We start from the raw sequence: 17,325 nt of genomic DNA on the forward strand, positions 1-17,325 counted from the left end.
CCCATAGCTCTACTTAGACGGTCGTCTCCACCAGCGTATTGCCCGCGAGTGACTGATACCAATTCTAGAGGGTGGGCGCACTCGAATTCGGTGCCCTACCTTTGACACGGTGTCGGCTTGTGGAGCCGTGTTCACGAAAGGGCTTTCGAGTCCAACAGCCGCCCAACTCGCCGACCAGACCCACTACTGACTACGAAAGAAAAAGAAACCCCAGCTCATTTCTGAACTGGGGTTTCTAATTTGTGGAGCCGCCGGGAATTGAACCCGGGTCCTACGTCACCTCGCCAGGGCTTCTCCGTGCGCAGTTCGCGCGGAATCTCTACTCGGCCCTCCGGATCAGTCGAACATGTCCGGATGATGAGCCCAGTTGTCGGTGGGTGTCCCCTACCGCCCCGTCAACACGACGGTAGAGCAAGTTCCTCTAAGTCGATGCCGAGGTCCAGGTCAGGAACCTACCTGGTTCGGCAGACACGCTAGTCGCTGATTAGGCAGCGAGGGCGTAGTCGCGCTGAGTGTTCTCTGCGCTTGTTTTTTGCTACGACGCTTACGGTGGTCTCTAGCCTGCACCGGCACGCTTCCCCTGGCTCAATATACGTAGTCGAAACCAGAATCGACCCCGTATCCCTGCTGGCCGGAATTGCGATTCTCCAGCAGGATTTACTTACTCTACTCTCTCTTCGAGCCATTGTGCAAGCACCTGCGCATGGTTACGGTCTCGGTCTTTAGACGCGTAGACCAGCGTCACATCCCCAGCACGAACGAGGTCAAGCAGGCTGATTAGGTCTGGATCGCCGTCGGCAAGCGCTGCGTCGAGCTCGGCTCGATACCGGTCGGTGAACGTCGAAAAGTCGCCGCCGCTATGGAACCACTTCCGCAGGCTTGTCGACGGCGCTGCCCCCTTCGCCCACAGATCCGGCCCGAAGTCCGCTTTCGAAATCCCGCGCGGCCACAAACGATCTACCAGCGCGAAGGTGCCCTGTGGTACGTCTAAGAGAAGGTCGTGAATTTTAGCGATGCGCGGCATGGCGACGCACTCGATCGACAATGCAGAGGAGAATCCAGCCGAAGAAGCTCAGAACTCCGAGGATCCCGAAAATTTCGGACAATCGGCTGTTTATCTCTATCGCCGTCTCTTTGTCCATCGACCCGAAATCCAAAAGGACTGTCTCGGAATTGGGCGCGTCACCTGCATCAGGAATGAGCCACATCGCGAAGGTTGTCGCCGCGGCGCCGAACCACCAAAGCACCTTGAGGCTTCGATCGAAGCGGCTTCGGCCATCGCCGAGCATCAAGCCGACAAGTAGCAGGATCAAGTAGCCTCCGGACACAGCCAGGAATCCACCGAAGAGGAAGATGACAACGAGCCACCCGGCATTTCCGCCCGCAAAACGGCCGAAGAGAACGATCAGAGGAGCCACGAACACTGCTACCGCATTGCAGATGATGAAAAATTTGCGTGTCTCCACCGCGGATCCCCTCTTAGGCGTTAATCCCCTTGATGCGACGCCCGAGCTCGCGAGTGACTTCCCGCTCCTCGGTGCGCCGCTTAATATCCTGGCGCTTGTCGTAGTCTTGCTTACCTTGGGCGAGACCCAATTCGACCTTCAGCTTACCGTCCTTGAAGTACAGGGACAGCGGAATAAGGGTGCGCTTGCCATCGCGAACCTTGCCCATCAGGGCGTCGATTTCATACCGGTGCATGAGCAGCTTTCGGCTGCGTCGCGGCGTGTGGTTAGTCCAGTGGCCTTGGGTGTATTCCGGAATATACAGCGCGCGGAGCCAGACTTCGCCATTGTCGATCGTGGCGAAGGCGTCGACAAGCGAGGCCTTGCCTTCGCGTAGCGACTTCACCTCGGTGCCTACGAGCTGAATGCCAGCTTCATAGGTTTCCAGGATGGTGAAGTCGTGCCGGGCCTTGCGGTTTGTCGCAATGACCGGGTTGTTCGTCGCCTTTTTCTTCTTTGCCATAACAAAAATAGAGCCTACCGCGAAGGGTAGGCTCTACGAAATCACTTTCGCACGTACAGTCTCAACGTCAACTGCGCTGTCAGTGCCGCGAACACCAATCCGATCAGCGCGACAACCGGGGCAACCACCCAGATGTCATCGGTGGTGACCGGGGCGATCAGCTGGGCGTCGTAAAGCCCGTGCAGCGCCGGATCGAGCACGAACTTCTTGCCCAGGTACAAGCCCAGCACAGAAGCGATGGAACCGAGGAACGTCGCCACCACTGCCTCGAGCACGAACGGTGCCTGCGTGAACCAGCGGGACGCGCCGACCATGCGCATGATGGTCATTTCCTCGCGGCGGCTGAAGGCAGCGATCTGCACCATATTCGCGATGAGGAAGATCGCAGCGATGGCCTGGATGGCAGCCACCAGGAAGGTCGCGTTGCGGATCGCGTTGAGGTTGTCGGTGGCGCCGCGTAGGTCATCGATCTGGTCCAGTACGCCGTCCACCTGTGGCATGTCACGGACCTCGTTGATCGCTTCGTTCTTCAGCGGATCCTTCAGTCGCACGTGCAGCGCTGCCGGCAGTGCGTCCGGAGATGTCTCCTGCACCAAGACCGGGTCGGTCTCCTGGAACAACTTCACAAATCGCTCGTAGGACTCCTGGCGGTTGCGGAACGTTACGGACTCGACGCCCTCGTGATTTTCGAGCTTGGTCTTCACCTCCGCGCACTGCGGGGTCGTACAGTCCTTATCACCTGCGGAAATTGCCTCATCAAACTGCACAATCACTTCGACGCGGTCAAGGTAGATCTCTTTGGTGCGCTCAGTCATGCCGGTGACCAAAAAACCGGTCGCAAGGAGTGCGAGCGAGATCGCAGTAGTAATGATGAGCGCGATGGTCATGGTCAGGTTGCGACCCAACCCCTGGAATGCTTCGCGGAAAACGATACCTAGTCGCATGAGTTAACGCCCCTCTCCGTACACGCCGTGTGCTTCGTCGCGGACCAGCTTGCCCATGTGCAGCTCGATCACGCGACGACGCATGTTGTTCACTGCCTGCGCGTTGTGCGTGGACATGATCACAGTGGTACCGAACTTATTAATACGGTTGAGCAGCACCATGATGTCTTGGGCGGTGTCTGGGTCGAGGTTGCCGGTGGGCTCATCTGCGAGCAGGACGAGCGGACGGTTCACAAAAGCGCGCGCGATAGCGACACGTTGCTGTTCACCGCCAGAAAGCTCGGCCGGCATACGGTTGGCTTTGGCGTCGAGCCCCACCATTTCCAGCGTCTCCATGACCGACTTTTCAATAGTGTTCTTTGGGCGACCGATCACCTCTAGGGCAAAGGCCACGTTCTGGTAGACCGTCTTCTTCTGCAGAAGCCGGAAGTCCTGGAACACGTAGCCAATGTGCTGGCGCAGCTTGTTCACCTGCCCGCCCCGCAACTTATTGACGTGGAAATCCGACACGAACACATCGCCCGAGGTCGGCACTTCCTCCTTCAGCATCAGCTGAAGGAATGTCGATTTACCCGAGCCGGACGGGCCAATGAGGAAGACGAACTCCCCTTTTTCAATCTCTACCGAGACGTTGTCCAGCGCCGGGCGGGTCGAGGTCTTGTAAGACTTTGTCACCTGGTCGAATCTAATCACACTGGCAACAGTAGTTGACTTTCCCCTCAATGGAAACTCTTGACAGCGTATTCCGAAGCGAAGTCAATCCTCGAAACAGCCCGATCAGAAGAGTTATTGCTCCACCTGCGACATCCGCCAGCGGATGCCGGCTTCCAAGAAGCCGTCGATCCCGCCATCAAGCACCTTGGACGGGTCGTTTTCCTCGTAGTTCATCCGCAGGTCTTTCACCATTTGATAAGGATGCAGCACGTAGGAGCGCATTTGGTTGCCCCAGGAGGCGTTGCCGCCAGCTCCGAGGGCGTCCATTTCGGCGCGCTCTTCCTGTCGCTTGCGTTCCAACAGCTTCGCCTGCAGAACGCGCATCGCTGAGGCCTTGTTTTGAATCTGGGATTTTTCGTTCTGACAGGTCACCACGATGCCGGTCGGAATGTGGGTCAGTCGAACTGCTGAGTCCGTAGTATTCACAGACTGACCACCAGGGCCCGAAGACCGGTAGACATCGACGCGGATCTCGGAGTCTGAGATGTCGATGGAGTCCGTCTGTTCTACGACTGGCAGCACCTCTACCTCAGCAAAAGACGTCTGGCGGCGGCCTTGGTTATCAAAGGGAGAGATGCGCACCAGTCGATGCGCGCCCTGCTCCACGGACAGCGTGCCGTACATGTACTCGCCGTGGACAACGAAGGTGGCGGACTTGATGCCAGCTTCTTCGGCATAGGAAATGTCGTAGACATCCACTTTGTGATCGTTCTTCTCCGCCCAACGCACGTACATGCGCATGAGCATTTCAGCCCAGTCCGCGGCATCGACGCCACCGGCGCCAGAACGGATACTGATCACGGCCTCGCGGGCATCGTATTCGCCCGAAAGCATGGTCTTGACTTCGAGAGAGGCAATATCAGCCCGTAGCTCGGCCAATTCTTCGTCGGCAAGCTCCGTGCTTTCACCTTCTTCTTCGGCGAGGTCGTACATGATCGGCAGGTCTTCGAGACGCTGGCGCAGGTCCGTCACTTTACGCAGGGAGGCCTGGACGGCGGAGAGCGCCGAGGTCACTTGCTGGGCATTGTCGGGGTCATCCCACAGCGAAGGGTCAGAGGCCTTTTGCTCCAGTTCGCGCACGCGGTCAGACATTTCTGCCGGATCCATCACCTTTTCAATACTGGTGAGGGTGGTGTCCAATTGGCTTAGTTCTGCAGAAATCTCCGGGCGCATAGTCCCCCACTTTACTGCAGGTGCTTCGAGGGACGAGAACGGGCTGTCCCACGATCAGCGAGGTTTACTACGAGAACTGCAAGTATGAGTACCACCAGCGCCACGATGCAACCCGCCGACATGATCACGGTCAGCAGCGCGCCCATTCCGTCATCTCCCGGGCCCGCTTCCCACGTGCCATACGCGGTGAGAAAGCTCAAGGCTGCCGACCACCACACGATCACCAACTCGGAGCGACGGGGCCGCAGAATTACGCTTGCGAGCACGAAAGAAGAAAGCCCCAGGATCCAGGGCACATTGTATTCCCAATTCCCCCATTGGCCAGCTTCATCAAAGGCAATCGCCAGACCTGCTGCGACTCCTCCCAGCACCAGGCTGGTCACAACGAGGAGCATGTTTCGCCGCGCCCTAGGTAGTGGCTCTTCCATGAGCTGCAAGGCAGCAACGACCCCCGCGACAATTGCAGACGCCACAATCCCGATCGCTAACAATTGGCTTCTGTCTCGCTTTCGCCTGTAGTTCGTCAGAATCACCCAAGTTCTAAGCCATCGATGCTACTTCACGGCTGCACCCGGCCGAATTTCGTCCCGATCCCGATGATCAGACCACAGCCCAAGCAATAGACCAGCGAGCGACTGGACCCCGACCAGAGCCAAGCACACGAAAAACAGGGAGTTCGCCCATAGTGGATCCGATCCCCGCTGCGCTGTCACCAGGACCCAGGCCAAAGTTGTCCCCATCAAGGAACCCCAACCGGAAGCGGTCAACCCTGAAATCAGGTACTTCGCGTGGAATCCAACGAATGTCGAAGCGAGCGCAGCAATCAGGATCGACGCGAGCGGAATACTCGCTGATAGATTCAAGCTGTCTCCGAAATTCTTGAAAGAATTGAAAAACAGTACGAAACTAGTGGCCAGTGGCAGCAATGCCACTATTGGCATCGATAGACCCGCAGGTCGCTCAGGGAAATCTTCTGAAACTCGAGCCCATAGGTGAACGGCAGCAGACACAATTGTCCCACCTATGAACATCACCACAGCGGGAATATACATGCCACTAATTTATCCCTCAGGAACCAGATTGGCACAATAGACATTATGGCCGTTCCACAGAATTTCACCGATATGATCGACACCTTCACAAAAACCTTTGTGATCGCGCACGATCAGGACACCGACGAACATCTCGCACAGACGCTGGTTTTCAATGCTGGCCGTCTCGCCTGGCGCATCCGCGAGCTGGGCATCACCACTGAACAGAAGACTTCGGTGTCGGATGTTGTCACCGAGGCCGATAAGGCTGCCGAACGCTTTATCGCCGGAGCTCTGGAAACGCTGCGCCCAGAGGATGGAATTCTCGGCGAGGAAGGTGCTGCCCGGGAAAGCATTTCCGGTCGCACCTGGGTCGTTGATCCGGTGGATGGCACCTACAACTTCTCAACAGGCTCTGACTACTGGTGCTCAGCAATCGCCCTGGTTAAAGGCGATCCGGATGATCCAGATGAGCTCCTGTTCGGCGCAGTACACCGCCCCGCCATGGGGTACACCTGGTTCGGCGGACCGAATATTCCAACCACAAGGGATGGCAAGGACGTCGAGAAGCTAGGCGATAATCCCCTCGCTTTGGTGGGCCTCGGCACCTACCTCCACCCCACTTATCTGGCGCAGGAACCAGTGCGGGAGGCGTGGCAAAAGGTGGCAGAGCAAGTGGCCAGCCTGCGCATGCTTGGCGCTGGCTCGGTCGATCTGGGCAGCGTCGCGGACGGCACATTGGGGCTGTGGCTGCAGCACACGGTCGCGTCCTGGGATTGGTTGCCGGGTCGTGCGTTGGTCGAAGGCGCGGGCGGCAAAGCTGTGAAGTTTGACGCCGGCGGGGTCACGTGGTGCCTGGCCGGAAACGAGAAAGCGGTGAATGAAGCCCTCGCCCTGTTCTAAGCTGGACGCATGTACGCAGAAGACCTTGCGCTGGCTCTAGAGCTGGCAAACATTGCTGACAAGATCACCCTCGACCGTTTTGAAGCCTCTGACCTGCAGGTTAGCTCCAAGCCAGATTTGACTCCGGTATCCGATGCTGACCTTGCCGTAGAGGAGGCACTCCGCGAGCGTCTATCCACCGACCGCCCAGCCGATGCCATCCTCGGCGAAGAATTTGGCGGAGACGCAGTGCTTGAGGGCCGCCAGTGGGTCATCGACCCCATCGACGGCACCAAGAACTTCGTGCGCGGAGTTCCGGTGTATGCCACCCTCATCGCCCTGCTTGTCGACGGCCAGCCCGTGGTCGGTGTCATCTCCGCACCGGCCCTCGCCCGCCGTTGGTGGGCCGCCGAAGGCTCTGGTGCGTGGCGCGCATTTAATGGCGGCTCGCCAAAGAAGCTGAGCGTGTCTGGAGTGTCGGCCATCGAGGACGCGTCCGTATCTTTCTCTTCCCTGGACGGCTGGCGCGACCGAGGCCTTCGCGACGGCTTCATCCGCCTCGCCGACGACACTTGGCGCCTGCGTGGCTACGGCGATTTCTTGTCCTACTGCTTCGTGGCAGAGGGGGCAGTCGACATCGCAGCTGAGCCCGAGGTCAGCCTGTGGGACCTCGCTCCGCTAGCCGTGCTCGTCACCGAAGCCGGCGGTCGCTTCACATCCCTAGCAGGCGAGGATGGACCCCACGGTGGCGATGCCATCGCCACCAATGGGCAGCTTCACGACGCCGCCCTGAGCTACCTACGCTAGGTAGAAGCCAGCGCCCGTGCCGCCCTGACTGTTCAAGCGTTCAAGAATCCGATCGATTGGCGAGGCCAGGGTTGGCATGTGCAGCGGGCCCTGCCATGGGTTGGTGCACGGGCCTGCCGGAACGATCGGGTTACCGCCAGAAATTACGCCGATCAGACGATCGCCCTGGAACATCGGCGCACCCGAGTCACCCTGCATCGCGCAGACCTGCGAGTTGTAGGCATCCCATGCCACACCACAGGTGTAGCCGGTGGCCACGCCCTTCTTGCACACTTGCTGGCCAAATGCCGGTTGGCCACCCACGGCATTAATCGTCACGCCATTGTATGAGCGGGTGAGCTGCGCCGTCTGATTGAACTGAACGACCGCAAAATCTAGGTCTGGGGCTACCTGCACAACATGGCCGGCTACGCCCGCGTTCGGAGCGTCCGCAGAAAAGACCTCGGCACCGACTGCGCCGCAGTGTCCTGCAGTGATACCGACCTTGTTGCCGTGCATGTCGTACCCCGCGACTGCGAGGGTACACATCTTTTCGTTACTGATAAACAGCGGCGTACCGGGACCGAAGAGAGCTTGACCTGCACCTTCATGTGCTTTCGCCTCGGCCGGGATGTCAGGCGCGTTGAACCAACTGCCCGGAACTCGGTGCAGTACAGGACCGAGGTGTTGTGCCATGACCTGAGCCTGGATATCTGTGCGCCAGTGATAATTCGGACCGTCTACGAGGCCTTCAAAAGTTGCCGGTGCTGCCTCGTATGCCTGCGCCGATGATGTGCCTGCCAACAAGGCAAGCACCGCAATCGAGGATCCGATGAGTGCACGGACAGGGCGCTTGAGGGACATATCTCACAAACTTTCACGGTGGGCAATAACTGTTCGATACAGAATACAAGAACTGTTACCAATGTGGCGGATGTTATTGGCTGCAGTTTTCTACACCCCGCTATCCTGGCACGTTGTCCGGCTTGCGAGAGTCAGGCACCCCCGATCGGGCTGCGAGCGAGTTACCCGACATGACTTTGCCCGGCACAACCCAATTTGTGGAACCCCATACACCGACGAAATGCGGACTCCCACAGCCGAATCGCACGGTTTCTACCCGCGATATTGTGTTTCATATATCGAAAACAGTGCTGCGAAGTCGAACACCAAAAATCCCTCGCTGTACGCAGCGAGGGATTTTTCAGGAGGTCTTAAGCGATTTCGATGAGAGGCTGACCGCCCTGAACCGGGTCGCCAGGCTCCACGTGAATCGCGGTGACTGTACCGGCGTTAGGGGCGGTAATTTCGGTCTCCATCTTCATGGCTTCCAAGATCAGGAGGACCTGGCCGGCCTCGATGGTGTCGCCTTCTGCAACGAGCACCTTGAAGACAGAGCCTGCCAATGGCGCGGTCACGGCATTGAGGGAGGTGCCGGAGACCTTGGCGTTGGACGGTTCGGAGTGCAGGGATGCGGTACCGCCACCGAAGACGATCGGGGCGAGGGTGCGCTGCTCCTCCTCTACCTCGACATCGACACTGTAGGCGACACCGTTGACGGTTACTTTGAGTTTCATAATCTTCCTTCGAACACCTATCAGAGTTGCTGGCTTCGGGTCTGGACAGCTTGGCGTCCCTGCGCCGCCCACGTGCGATGGCGCGAGAACTTCACGGCCTTGATCTTGCCGCGGTTGCCCAGGTAGGCGGAGACCGCTGCGCTGATCGCCATGAGGACGTCCTCTGGGATCTCTTGGTCGGAGCGCTTCTTCAACTCGGCGAGCTCAGCCTCGACAGAGTCAAGCCTGAGGGACAATTGCGAGACGAGCTCTTGCAGCTCTTTGCTAGTCATGTCAGTCATCATGAGTCCGCCTTACGCTGGGCCGAGGCCGTGCTTCTTGGCAGGGCGGGTCGTACGCTTGTTGGCCAGGACCTCGAGAGCCATAGCTACTTCGCCACGGGTGACAGCCGGGTCAATGATGTCATCGACCAGGCCACGGGATGCCGCCATGAATGGCGTCGAGAAGGTGTCCTTGTAGAGCTGAACCAGTTCGGCCCGCTTGGTCTCAGGATCCTCCGCGTTTTCGATTTCCTTGCGGAAGACCACGTTCACGGCGCCGTCGGCGCCCATCACGGCGATCTCAGCCGTTGGCCAGGCAAAGACGCGGTCTGCGCCGAGGTCCTTGGAACACATAGCCAGGTGGGCTCCACCGTAAGACTTACGCAGGACCACGGTGATCTTTGGCACCGTTGCCGAGGAGTAGGCATACAGCATTTTGGCACCGTGACGGATGATGCCACCGTGCTCCTGGGCGACACCCGGCATGAAGCCAGGGACGTCGACAAGTGTGAGTAGTGGGATGTTGAAGGCGTTGCAGAAGCGGATGAACTGCGAGCCCTTGTCGGAGGAGTCGATGTCGAGCACGCCGGACATGACATTCGGCTGGTTGGCAATGATGCCCACGGTGCGACCAACGATGCGACCGAAGCCGACAACCATGTTCGGCGCGAAGCCTGCCTGGGATTCGAGGAAGTCACCACGGTCAACGATGCGGGCGATCACTTCGCGGACGTCGTAGCCCTTCTTGCCTTCCACCGGAACGATATCGCGCAGGGACTCGTCAGGCTCGACAACGTAGTCCGGATCCACCACAGGTGGCTCTTCGGTGTTGTTCTGAGGAAGGAAGCTCAGGAGCTTCTGAGCGATGATGATCGCTTGCTCGTCATCCTCGGCAATGAAGTGGATGTTGCCAGCCTTCGCCATGTGCGCATCAGGGCCACCGAGCTGTTCTGCGGTGACAACTTCGCCGGTCACAGACTTGATCACGCCTGGGCCTGTGATGAACATGTTGGCCTTGCGGGTCTGGATGATGAAGTCGGTCAGCGCTGGGGAGTACGCAGCACCACCGGCACACGGGCCAGCAATGATGGAGATCTGCGGGACCAAGCCGGAGAGCAAAACGTTCTGGTAGAAGACCTTGCCATAACCCGAAAGGGAGTCGATGCCTTCCTGGACGCGCGCTCCGCCGGAGTCGTTAATGAAAACGAATGGGGTGCCAGTAGTTGCGGAAGCTTCCATCATGGCGGCGACCTTGTTGGACTGAGTCTCGCCCGCGGAGCCACCCATGACGCTGAAGTCCTGGGACGCGACGTGGACCGGGCGTCCGAAGACAGCGCCAACGCCGGTGACGACGCCATCGGCTGGGGCCTCAGCCTTGTCCATGCCGAATTCGGTAGTGCGGTGCTTGGCAAACATGCCGGTTTCGCGGAAGGTGTCATCGTCGATCAGCAGGTCAACGCGCTCACGAGCGGTGAGCTTTCCGCGCTCATGCTGCTTCTCGAGCTTGGCTTCGCCGCCGCCGAGGGAGACCTTGTGCTTGGCCTCGGCAAGCTTGTCGAGGCGCTCTTGCATAGTTGGATCTTGGTTCGTCATGTCTTGTCCTTTTAGGCTGGCTCGACCTTGACGGTCTGGCTGCGGCCACCGACGGTGACCTTGTACTGGATTGGTTCTTGCACTGCGTTGGAAGCTCCGGAGGCAGCAGCCTTCTCCTTTTCGAGCTGCTCTGCAGTCTTTCCGACGTTCTTTGGTCCTTCAGGGCGAGCCTTGAAGAAGCCTGGCGCAACGCCCGGGAACAGCGCGTTGGTCAAGACATCCTCGTCGGTGCCGTCAAAGCCCTCAAGTGCCGCAGCCTGCTCCTGCAGACTGCCCCATTCTGGTTCGAGCAGGTCAGCTGGGCGGCAGGTGATGGCTTCCTTCTTGGTCTGTTGCGCAGCCTGCTCGATTAGCTCAGGATTGCGCTCGCCGATGCACTCGCCGTAGTAGCCGAGCATGAGGTCGGCGAACTCTGCGGTCATGACCTTGTAGCGGCCCATCAGGACGTTGAACACAGCCTGGGTGCCGACGATCTGGGAAGACGGAGTCACGAGAGGTGGGTATCCGGCGTCCTTGCGGACAACAGGTACTTCGCGCATCACTTCGTCGATGCGGTCGCCAGCGCCCTGGGCGCGCAGCTGGGACTCCATGTTGGAGAGCATGCCGCCCGGGATCTGGGAGAGGAAGATGTTGGTATCGACCAGAGTCTTGGACTCGAATTCTTTGTACTTCGGGCGCACTGCCTTGAAGTGGTCGCGGATCTTGATCAGTTTGTCCATATCAAGATCCGTGTCGTACTCGGTACCTTCGAGCATCTCGACCAGGGATTCGGTCGGGTTGTGGCCCGGGCCGAGGGACATGGAAGAAATGGCCGTATCGACGACATCGGCTCCGGCTTCAATGGACTTCATCAGCGTAACTAGCGTTACGCCGGTAGTTGAGTGGCAGTGGACGTTGATCTGGGTGTCCTCGCCGTACTTATCCTTGATGCCCTTGACAATGTCGTAGGCAGGCTGTGGCTTGAGCAGCGCAGCCATGTCTTTGAGCGCAATGGAGGAGGCGCCCATGTCCAGCAAGCGACCTGCTTGCTCGATGTAGCCTTCCACCGTATGCAGCGGGGAGACGGTGTAGCAGATCGTACCCTGGGCGTGCTTGTCAACCTTGGTCACGGCGTTCATCGCGCGCTCGAGGTTGCGAGGGTCATTGAGTGCGTCGAAAACGCGGAAGACATCCATGCCGTTTTCTGCGGACTTTTCGACGAACTTGTCCACCACCATGTCCTCGTAGTGGCGGTAACCCAGCAGGTTCTGGCCACGTAGGAGCATTTGCAGGCGGGAATTAGGCATCAACTTGCGGAACGTGCGCAGGCGCTCCCATGGGTCTTCATTGAGGAAGCGGATGCAGGAGTCGAATGTCGCACCGCCCCAGCACTCGACGGACCAGAATCCAGCTTGATCGATTTCTTCACAGATTCCGACCATGTCTTCCATCGCCATGCGGGTGGCCATGAGGGACTGGTGGGCATCACGGAGGGCAACTTCAGTAACACCAATTTTTCGTGGGCTCATGTCCCTAAGGTTAGGTGAGCTGGTAGCTAGCTGCAGGCCAGATTCCCTTCCGTGCACGTCTCAGCGGTTATATTCAAAGTGTGACCTGGACAAACTAGGTGCAAATCGGTGCCATACTTCACAGTGACCTTGGACATAACCGTCCGGTTACGTGGTTTTCCCGCTTTAAGAATGACGTTTTGAGTCTGCTTGTGTGAGTTTGAGGAGCACTGGCCCACGAGAACCCTGCGCCCCACTGCAACCGGTGGACTGGCCACACGAACCACAGCCGGAGCTCGGACAGGACGACAATGATTCCCTGACTAGGCCGCCGCTGAGCTCGAGATCCTCGAGAATCAGCTGGACCGTCCCCTGACGCAGACCCGTCTTAGAAGCGATCCGTTCGACAGTCGTGACACCGCTAAGAATGGCCTCTCGCACTTTTTCGGTAGGGGTCACAGGAAAACCTTGAGAAGTTGGAATGCCAACACTGCGAGCAGCCACGAACCCACAAACTGCACTGCGAAACCAAACAGTGTCCACTTGGAACCAATTTCACGGCGCTGGGCAGCGATGGTGGCCACACACGGCGTGTAGGACAGCATGAAGATCATGAAAGCCCAGACTGCAGCCAGGGTGTGCCCACCAGAAGCCTGTTCGAAGTCTTGCCGAATCTGCTGGGATAGCGCGCTTTCTGCCTGTGCCTCCGGGGCTTCGTCGGTCACATCTTCCACGGCATACACCTGCGACCATGTCGATATAACGGCTTCCTTGGCCACGAACCCAGTAATCAGTGGCCCCGTCAAGGTCCAAGAACCGAAACCTGCAGGCTTGAATACTGGCGCGATGGCCTCAGAAACGACACCGTAGGCAGAATCCGCTGGCGGAACTTCCGCAATCGCGTGGTCGCCTCGCACAGGAATCGCCATCAGCAGCCACACGACGATCACTGTGGTAACGATGATGCCGCCTGCGGTCTGTAGGAAGCCTTTCAAGCGAAGCCACGTGACCGAGCTGGCCATCCGAATTGTGGGCAGCTGATAGGTCGGAAGGTCGATGACCAGAGCTTCACTTGGCATGGCCTTCCACAAGGTGTTCCGCAGCACGAGACCGGTCACCACGATGAGCAAGATGGAAAGCACATACATGGCGAACACGGCGCTCGCCGCATGACCAGGGAAGAAGATCGTGGCCAGCATGAGGAACACGATCAGGCGCGCGGAACACGAAGTAAATGGAATGAGCAGCGCCGTGAGTATTCGGTGTTTAGCGCTGCCCAGCACCCGAGTAGCTGAGATCGCGGGCACGTTGCAGCCGAAGCCGACCACGATAGGAATGAATGCCTTGCCAGGCAGCCCAATCGCGCGCATCACCCGGTCAGTAACGACGGCAGCTCGCGCCATATAACCCGAGTCCTCAAGGACTGCTAGGCAAAGGAACATGAGGGCGAGCAGCGGGGCAAATGTCAGGACCATGCCGACGCCGCCAATGAGGCCGTCGACAAGCAGCCCGGTGAGCAGCGGATGATCCAGCCCCAACGCGACGAGCCCATCCCCCACTACCCCGCCGAACCAGCCGGTGATGAGCGTTTCAAGTCCGTCTTGGAGCGGCGCGGCAACGGTGGTGGTGATGGTGAACACGAGCCACATGACAGCTAGGAACAGAAGTGGTCCGACGATCGGGTGCAGCGCGACGGCGTCGATACGCTGCGTGAGCGTCGTGCGCGGCTCACCCTCGCTGACCGCAGCATGAGTGGCGGCGTCGAGGTCGGCAAAGCGCTTGTCGACGTCCGAGTCCGCGCGAAGCTGTAGTTTCGGGCGATCCAACTGTGCGAGCACAATTCGTTCGAGCTCATCCAAGCCCTGAAACTTGCGACCATTGACTCCAACTGTCGGGATGCCGGTCGCCTTTTCCAATGCTGCCAAGTCCACCGAAATGCCTTGCGCTTCGGCGACGTCCTGTTTGGTCACAGCGAGGACGAGGCGATAAGGCTGCTCAGCGATTTGGAACGCCAAGTTTAGCCCGCGGGCCGGCGCAGTCGCGTCAACGACCACGATGGCGAGATCGGGACGCTCCGTTTCGGGACGCTCGATGAGCATCTCTCGGGTGAGTTCTTCGTCCGGGCTGAGCGGATCCAAGGAGTACGTGCCAGGGAAATCGATGACATCAAGAGTTTGGTGGGGAGTGCGCCACACACCACGGCTAACCTCTACCGAGGTGCCCGGCCAGTTGCCCGTCTTAACTTTGGCACCGGTCAACGCATTAAAGGTGGTTGACTTTCCGGAATTGGGCGCACCGACCAACGCGACGATCTGCGAGCCTTGAGGGGCTACTGCTGTCGTGGCGGTGGCGTGGCAACTAGGTGCGCTGGAGATTCCCCCGCTCACAGCTGTACGTCGAGTTGACGCAGCGTGTCGCGGTCAATGGCATAGCGGGCAGTGCCGATCGTGACGATCCGGCCACCACCGGCAACTTTTTGCCCCAACTTCACGCTGGTGCCAGGGCGAAGGCCGAGTTCTTGCAAACGCATAGCAAGGGCAGGGTTGCGCTGTATGGCTCGCTCCAAACAGCATTCCGGAAGGCTGGCAAGGCACCCCACTGGGGCCTTGTCTGCGGAAATGCAGTCTTTTCGGACACACACGGTGTCCACCGAACGCTGAAACATGTCGTTTGCCTTTGCCACTGGTTTCGCGACCCAAGTTAGGATCGCCTGTTCACATCATGGTTAGGCTTACCTTAGCAGGAAGAGACACATCAATTCAATAGGGGTTTTTCATTTACAACATAGACCTATTGCGTAATTGGTTTTTCGATAGGTTTAAACGGCTTCACGATCTTGTGCTGCACCAGCCACCTAACCAGCAAATAGGCGAGCACGCAGGACAAAGCCTTATCCAAGGGGTCGCTCGGATGAGTGAAGTCTTGGAAGATGCCGACCCAATTGGAAAGCACTTGGTCTCCGATGACAAAAGTCCGCGGATCGAATTCGTCGGCGAGTGAAGCTGCAAAGAGAATTTGCATCGGCGCGTACACCATCGACGACACCGCTCCGATTAAGAATCCCGAAGTCGCGGCGAGCGACAACCGGGAGAACCCGCCAATCCGTGTGAAATAGCCGGCCAGCCAGGCGATAGTAATACTTCCGATCGCAAAAAGCACCCCGTGTGGGCGCCACGGAAAATTCAACAGCTCACTGAGTGCGGCAGAAGCAGCTCCTGCAGACGGTCCGAGCAAAACGGCGACTGTCACTGAACCGATGACGTCAAGGTAGACCGGTGCCGGAATCTTGAAAAAGTAGTGCGCCACCAAGGCATCGAGACTTGCACCCAGGAAAATGATGAGGAGTTGCCTCCAATTGAGCCCACGCCACATTGCAGCAATCGACAACACACAAACCGCTGCCACGATGAAGAATTGGTTTCGAACTGGCGGAATTGAGAGGTCCGCCACCCACTGCACCTGTGGCCGAGCGATTGACAAGTAGACCCAGCTGCCGACCAGAAGCACAAATGCAGCCAATTGAAAGGCTACTGATATTCCTCTTCCCATCGACGGAGTGCTCCCTTTCAACACTTGGGGACATATCAATAGTGCAAATGACCAGAGTACCCCGGGGTTTTAAGGTTCAGCTGAGACGAAATGAAGCGTTGTTTAGATAAGAAACGCCTTATTTCGAAGGCAACCACAAGTGCAGCTCCCCCACGGAACGTGCTGGTGTTACAACTCAGCCGACTTCTTGAAATCTTCAAAGAGAGCAGCTCGCTCTTCCAGTTGGTCCAGGTCTGCGAGATAGCTGTTCGCAGCTTCGGCAGCCCAGCGCGCAGGGCTCGATTCGGTGCCTAGCTCACTCGATTCTGCAACCTGGAGTTCTGCTTGTGCACGCGAAGTGAACATTAGCTTCGCCGCCCACGTCGCTTGCGTGACATAGCCGGTGTCCCACTCATCTAGTCCGGCTGCGAGGTCCTCGTCCAAGGTGTCGAGCAACTGCTGCCCCACTGCGAGGTCGTGTGAAGTCCTAGTACCATCGGCAAACGCATCGACGAGTTCAAAGTAGCCGACGATTTCAACGTCTTCATCATCCTCCGCCTCCCACGAATCTTCTTCGTGATTCAGAGGATTCTTCAGCATCGATATGAACTCATCCAGCGTTCTGGCACGCAGCTCTTTGGCGTCTGCGCCATCCGTGGTTGCTACGAATCCAGCAAGTGGACCTGCAGTGAATGTGATGATGTCTTCGAAACTAGCCGAACGACCTATCACCACGGGCCCGCTGCCTGCCGGCATCGCTTCTTCGAGTGTGTCCTGGTAGTCAGGTGTCACTGGCTCGTCAAAAATCTCGGTGTCGAAGATCATCATGCATCGATTATCCACCGGGGAAATCAACTCGACAATGGCGAGAGCGCTTTAGTCGCCCAGCTCACTCAGTTCGTCCACACCGCCAGTCAGGTAGGCGATCCAGTCCCGAGATTTTCCCGTCCGCTGGGCTTCTGCTAGGTTCTCTTCCCACGTAGTGCGCACGCCCCGTAGGATTTCTGTTTCCTGAATTGCGTCCTCCGGGCGTCGCAAAGCCCGCAACAATTCTCCCAGGGCGGCAACCTTGCCTTCCGCAAGCTTGGCTGCCGGGAAGCTCACGCCGCTCTTTGCCATCGCGCATGCTGACACCCCGCCGCTCAGCTGCTGCCACTGCCCCGCCGCCGCTTCACGACGCCGAGTTGCCTCGCTCACTAGATCCATAGTTCCCAGCATAGGCACGATTGCCACAGACCTACCCGGTACAGCTTTCGGTCAAACAAAAAGACCCTCAACCATTCCTGGCTGAGGGTCTTGATTAGTAGCGGGGGCAGGATTCGAACCTACGACCTCTGGGTTATGAGCCCAGCGAGCTACCGAGCTGCTCCACCCCGCGACGG

Annotated in this window: 20 protein-coding genes, 1 tRNA gene and 1 other RNA gene; 2 read left to right on the top strand and 20 right to left on the bottom strand. The window is 58.4% G+C overall.

Annotation, left to right across the window (positions count from 1 at the left end; all coding sequences use genetic code 11):
• Nucleotides 1-240: 240 nt before the first annotated feature.
• The 9 genes from ssrA to CKALI_RS08795 all read right to left on the bottom strand — a co-directional run bounded on the left by ssrA (nt 241) and on the right by CKALI_RS08795 (nt 5,662).
• Nucleotides 241-618: a transfer-messenger RNA gene (gene ssrA, locus CKALI_RS08755) on the bottom strand.
• 43 nt (nt 619-661) lie between these two features.
• A complete protein-coding gene (locus CKALI_RS08760; RefSeq protein WP_156192992.1) occupies nt 662-1,024 on the bottom strand; it encodes a DUF488 domain-containing protein in 363 nt (120 codons plus the stop codon).
• Nucleotides 1,008-1,466 carry a hypothetical protein gene (locus tag CKALI_RS08765; RefSeq protein WP_156192993.1) on the bottom strand — a complete coding sequence of 153 codons (459 nt, stop codon included), beginning with the start codon at nt 1,464-1,466 and terminating at the stop codon, nt 1,008-1,010. The genes CKALI_RS08760 and CKALI_RS08765 overlap by 17 nt, the downstream gene beginning before the upstream one ends.
• A 13-nt stretch (nt 1,467-1,479) precedes the next feature.
• Nucleotides 1,480-1,968 carry an SsrA-binding protein SmpB gene (smpB, locus tag CKALI_RS08770; RefSeq protein WP_156192994.1) on the bottom strand — a complete coding sequence of 163 codons (489 nt, stop codon included), beginning with the start codon at nt 1,966-1,968 and terminating at the stop codon, nt 1,480-1,482.
• Between the two features lie 41 nt (nt 1,969-2,009).
• A complete protein-coding gene (ftsX, locus tag CKALI_RS08775) occupies nt 2,010-2,912 on the bottom strand; it encodes a permease-like cell division protein FtsX (protein WP_156192995.1) in 903 nt (300 codons plus the stop codon).
• 3 nt (nt 2,913-2,915) lie between these two features.
• Entirely contained in the window at nt 2,916-3,605 is a 690-nt protein-coding gene (gene ftsE, locus CKALI_RS08780; RefSeq protein WP_156192996.1) for a cell division ATP-binding protein FtsE, read from the bottom strand.
• A 93-nt stretch (nt 3,606-3,698) separates the two neighbouring features.
• Nucleotides 3,699-4,799: a peptide chain release factor 2 gene (prfB, locus tag CKALI_RS08785; RefSeq protein ID WP_156192997.1), complete on the bottom strand. Its 1,101-nt coding sequence runs from the start codon at nt 4,797-4,799 to the stop codon at nt 3,699-3,701.
• A gap of 11 nt (nt 4,800-4,810) precedes the next feature.
• On the bottom strand, nt 4,811-5,272 hold the full coding sequence (locus CKALI_RS08790; protein WP_156192998.1) for a hypothetical protein: 462 nt from the start codon (nt 5,270-5,272) through the stop codon (nt 4,811-4,813).
• Between the two features lie 81 nt (nt 5,273-5,353).
• On the bottom strand, nt 5,354-5,662 hold the full coding sequence (locus CKALI_RS08795) for a hypothetical protein (protein WP_156192999.1): 309 nt from the start codon (nt 5,660-5,662) through the stop codon (nt 5,354-5,356).
• A gap of 234 nt (nt 5,663-5,896) precedes the next feature.
• On the opposite strand from CKALI_RS08795, the gene CKALI_RS08800 reads away from it, so the two are divergent.
• Nucleotides 5,897-6,733, top strand: a complete 837-nt coding sequence (locus CKALI_RS08800; RefSeq protein WP_156193000.1) for an inositol monophosphatase family protein — start codon at nt 5,897-5,899, stop codon at nt 6,731-6,733.
• Between the two features lie 9 nt (nt 6,734-6,742).
• Nucleotides 6,743-7,519 (top strand): histidinol-phosphatase, encoded by a 777-nt coding sequence (gene hisN / locus CKALI_RS08805; protein WP_156193001.1) that lies wholly within the window; start codon nt 6,743-6,745, stop codon nt 7,517-7,519.
• Here the strand turns inward: hisN and CKALI_RS08810 are convergent.
• The 11 genes from CKALI_RS08810 to CKALI_RS08860 form a co-directional block, all read right to left on the bottom strand.
• Nucleotides 7,511-8,362 carry a S1 family peptidase gene (locus tag CKALI_RS08810; RefSeq protein WP_197079671.1) on the bottom strand — a complete coding sequence of 284 codons (852 nt, stop codon included), beginning with the start codon at nt 8,360-8,362 and terminating at the stop codon, nt 7,511-7,513. The two genes, hisN and CKALI_RS08810, sit on opposite strands and share 9 nt — an antisense overlap.
• A 350-nt stretch (nt 8,363-8,712) precedes the next feature.
• Nucleotides 8,713-9,075 carry a biotin/lipoyl-containing protein gene (locus tag CKALI_RS08815; RefSeq protein ID WP_156193002.1) on the bottom strand — a complete coding sequence of 121 codons (363 nt, stop codon included), beginning with the start codon at nt 9,073-9,075 and terminating at the stop codon, nt 8,713-8,715.
• Between the two features lie 20 nt (nt 9,076-9,095).
• Entirely contained in the window at nt 9,096-9,356 is a 261-nt protein-coding gene (locus CKALI_RS08820; protein ID WP_156193729.1) for a hypothetical protein, read from the bottom strand.
• A gap of 12 nt (nt 9,357-9,368) precedes the next feature.
• Nucleotides 9,369-10,928, bottom strand: coding sequence for an acyl-CoA carboxylase subunit beta (locus CKALI_RS08825; RefSeq protein ID WP_156193003.1), 1,560 nt, complete (start codon nt 10,926-10,928; stop codon nt 9,369-9,371).
• Between the two features lie 11 nt (nt 10,929-10,939).
• On the bottom strand, nt 10,940-12,436 hold the full coding sequence (locus CKALI_RS08830) for a methylmalonyl-CoA carboxytransferase subunit 5S (protein WP_156193004.1): 1,497 nt from the start codon (nt 12,434-12,436) through the stop codon (nt 10,940-10,942).
• Nucleotides 12,437-12,870: 434 nt separating this feature from the next.
• Nucleotides 12,871-14,802: a ferrous iron transport protein B gene (gene feoB / locus CKALI_RS08835; protein WP_231580448.1), complete on the bottom strand. Its 1,932-nt coding sequence runs from the start codon at nt 14,800-14,802 to the stop codon at nt 12,871-12,873.
• Nucleotides 14,799-15,080: a FeoA family protein gene (locus CKALI_RS08840; RefSeq protein WP_156193005.1), complete on the bottom strand. Its 282-nt coding sequence runs from the start codon at nt 15,078-15,080 to the stop codon at nt 14,799-14,801. Before CKALI_RS08840 ends, feoB begins: the two co-directional genes overlap by 4 nt.
• A 125-nt stretch (nt 15,081-15,205) precedes the next feature.
• Nucleotides 15,206-15,964, bottom strand: a complete 759-nt coding sequence (locus CKALI_RS08845; protein WP_197079672.1) for a hypothetical protein — start codon at nt 15,962-15,964, stop codon at nt 15,206-15,208.
• A gap of 168 nt (nt 15,965-16,132) precedes the next feature.
• Nucleotides 16,133-16,771 carry a hypothetical protein gene (locus CKALI_RS08850; protein WP_156193007.1) on the bottom strand — a complete coding sequence of 213 codons (639 nt, stop codon included), beginning with the start codon at nt 16,769-16,771 and terminating at the stop codon, nt 16,133-16,135.
• Between the two features lie 48 nt (nt 16,772-16,819).
• On the bottom strand, nt 16,820-17,149 hold the full coding sequence (locus CKALI_RS08855) for a hypothetical protein (protein WP_156193008.1): 330 nt from the start codon (nt 17,147-17,149) through the stop codon (nt 16,820-16,822).
• A 98-nt stretch (nt 17,150-17,247) separates the two neighbouring features.
• A tRNA-Met gene (locus CKALI_RS08860) sits at nt 17,248-17,321 on the bottom strand.
• Nucleotides 17,322-17,325 lie beyond the last annotated feature (4 nt).

The organism is Corynebacterium kalinowskii, from assembly GCF_009734385.1.
GTDB classification, from domain to species: domain Bacteria; phylum Actinomycetota; class Actinomycetes; order Mycobacteriales; family Mycobacteriaceae; genus Corynebacterium; species Corynebacterium kalinowskii.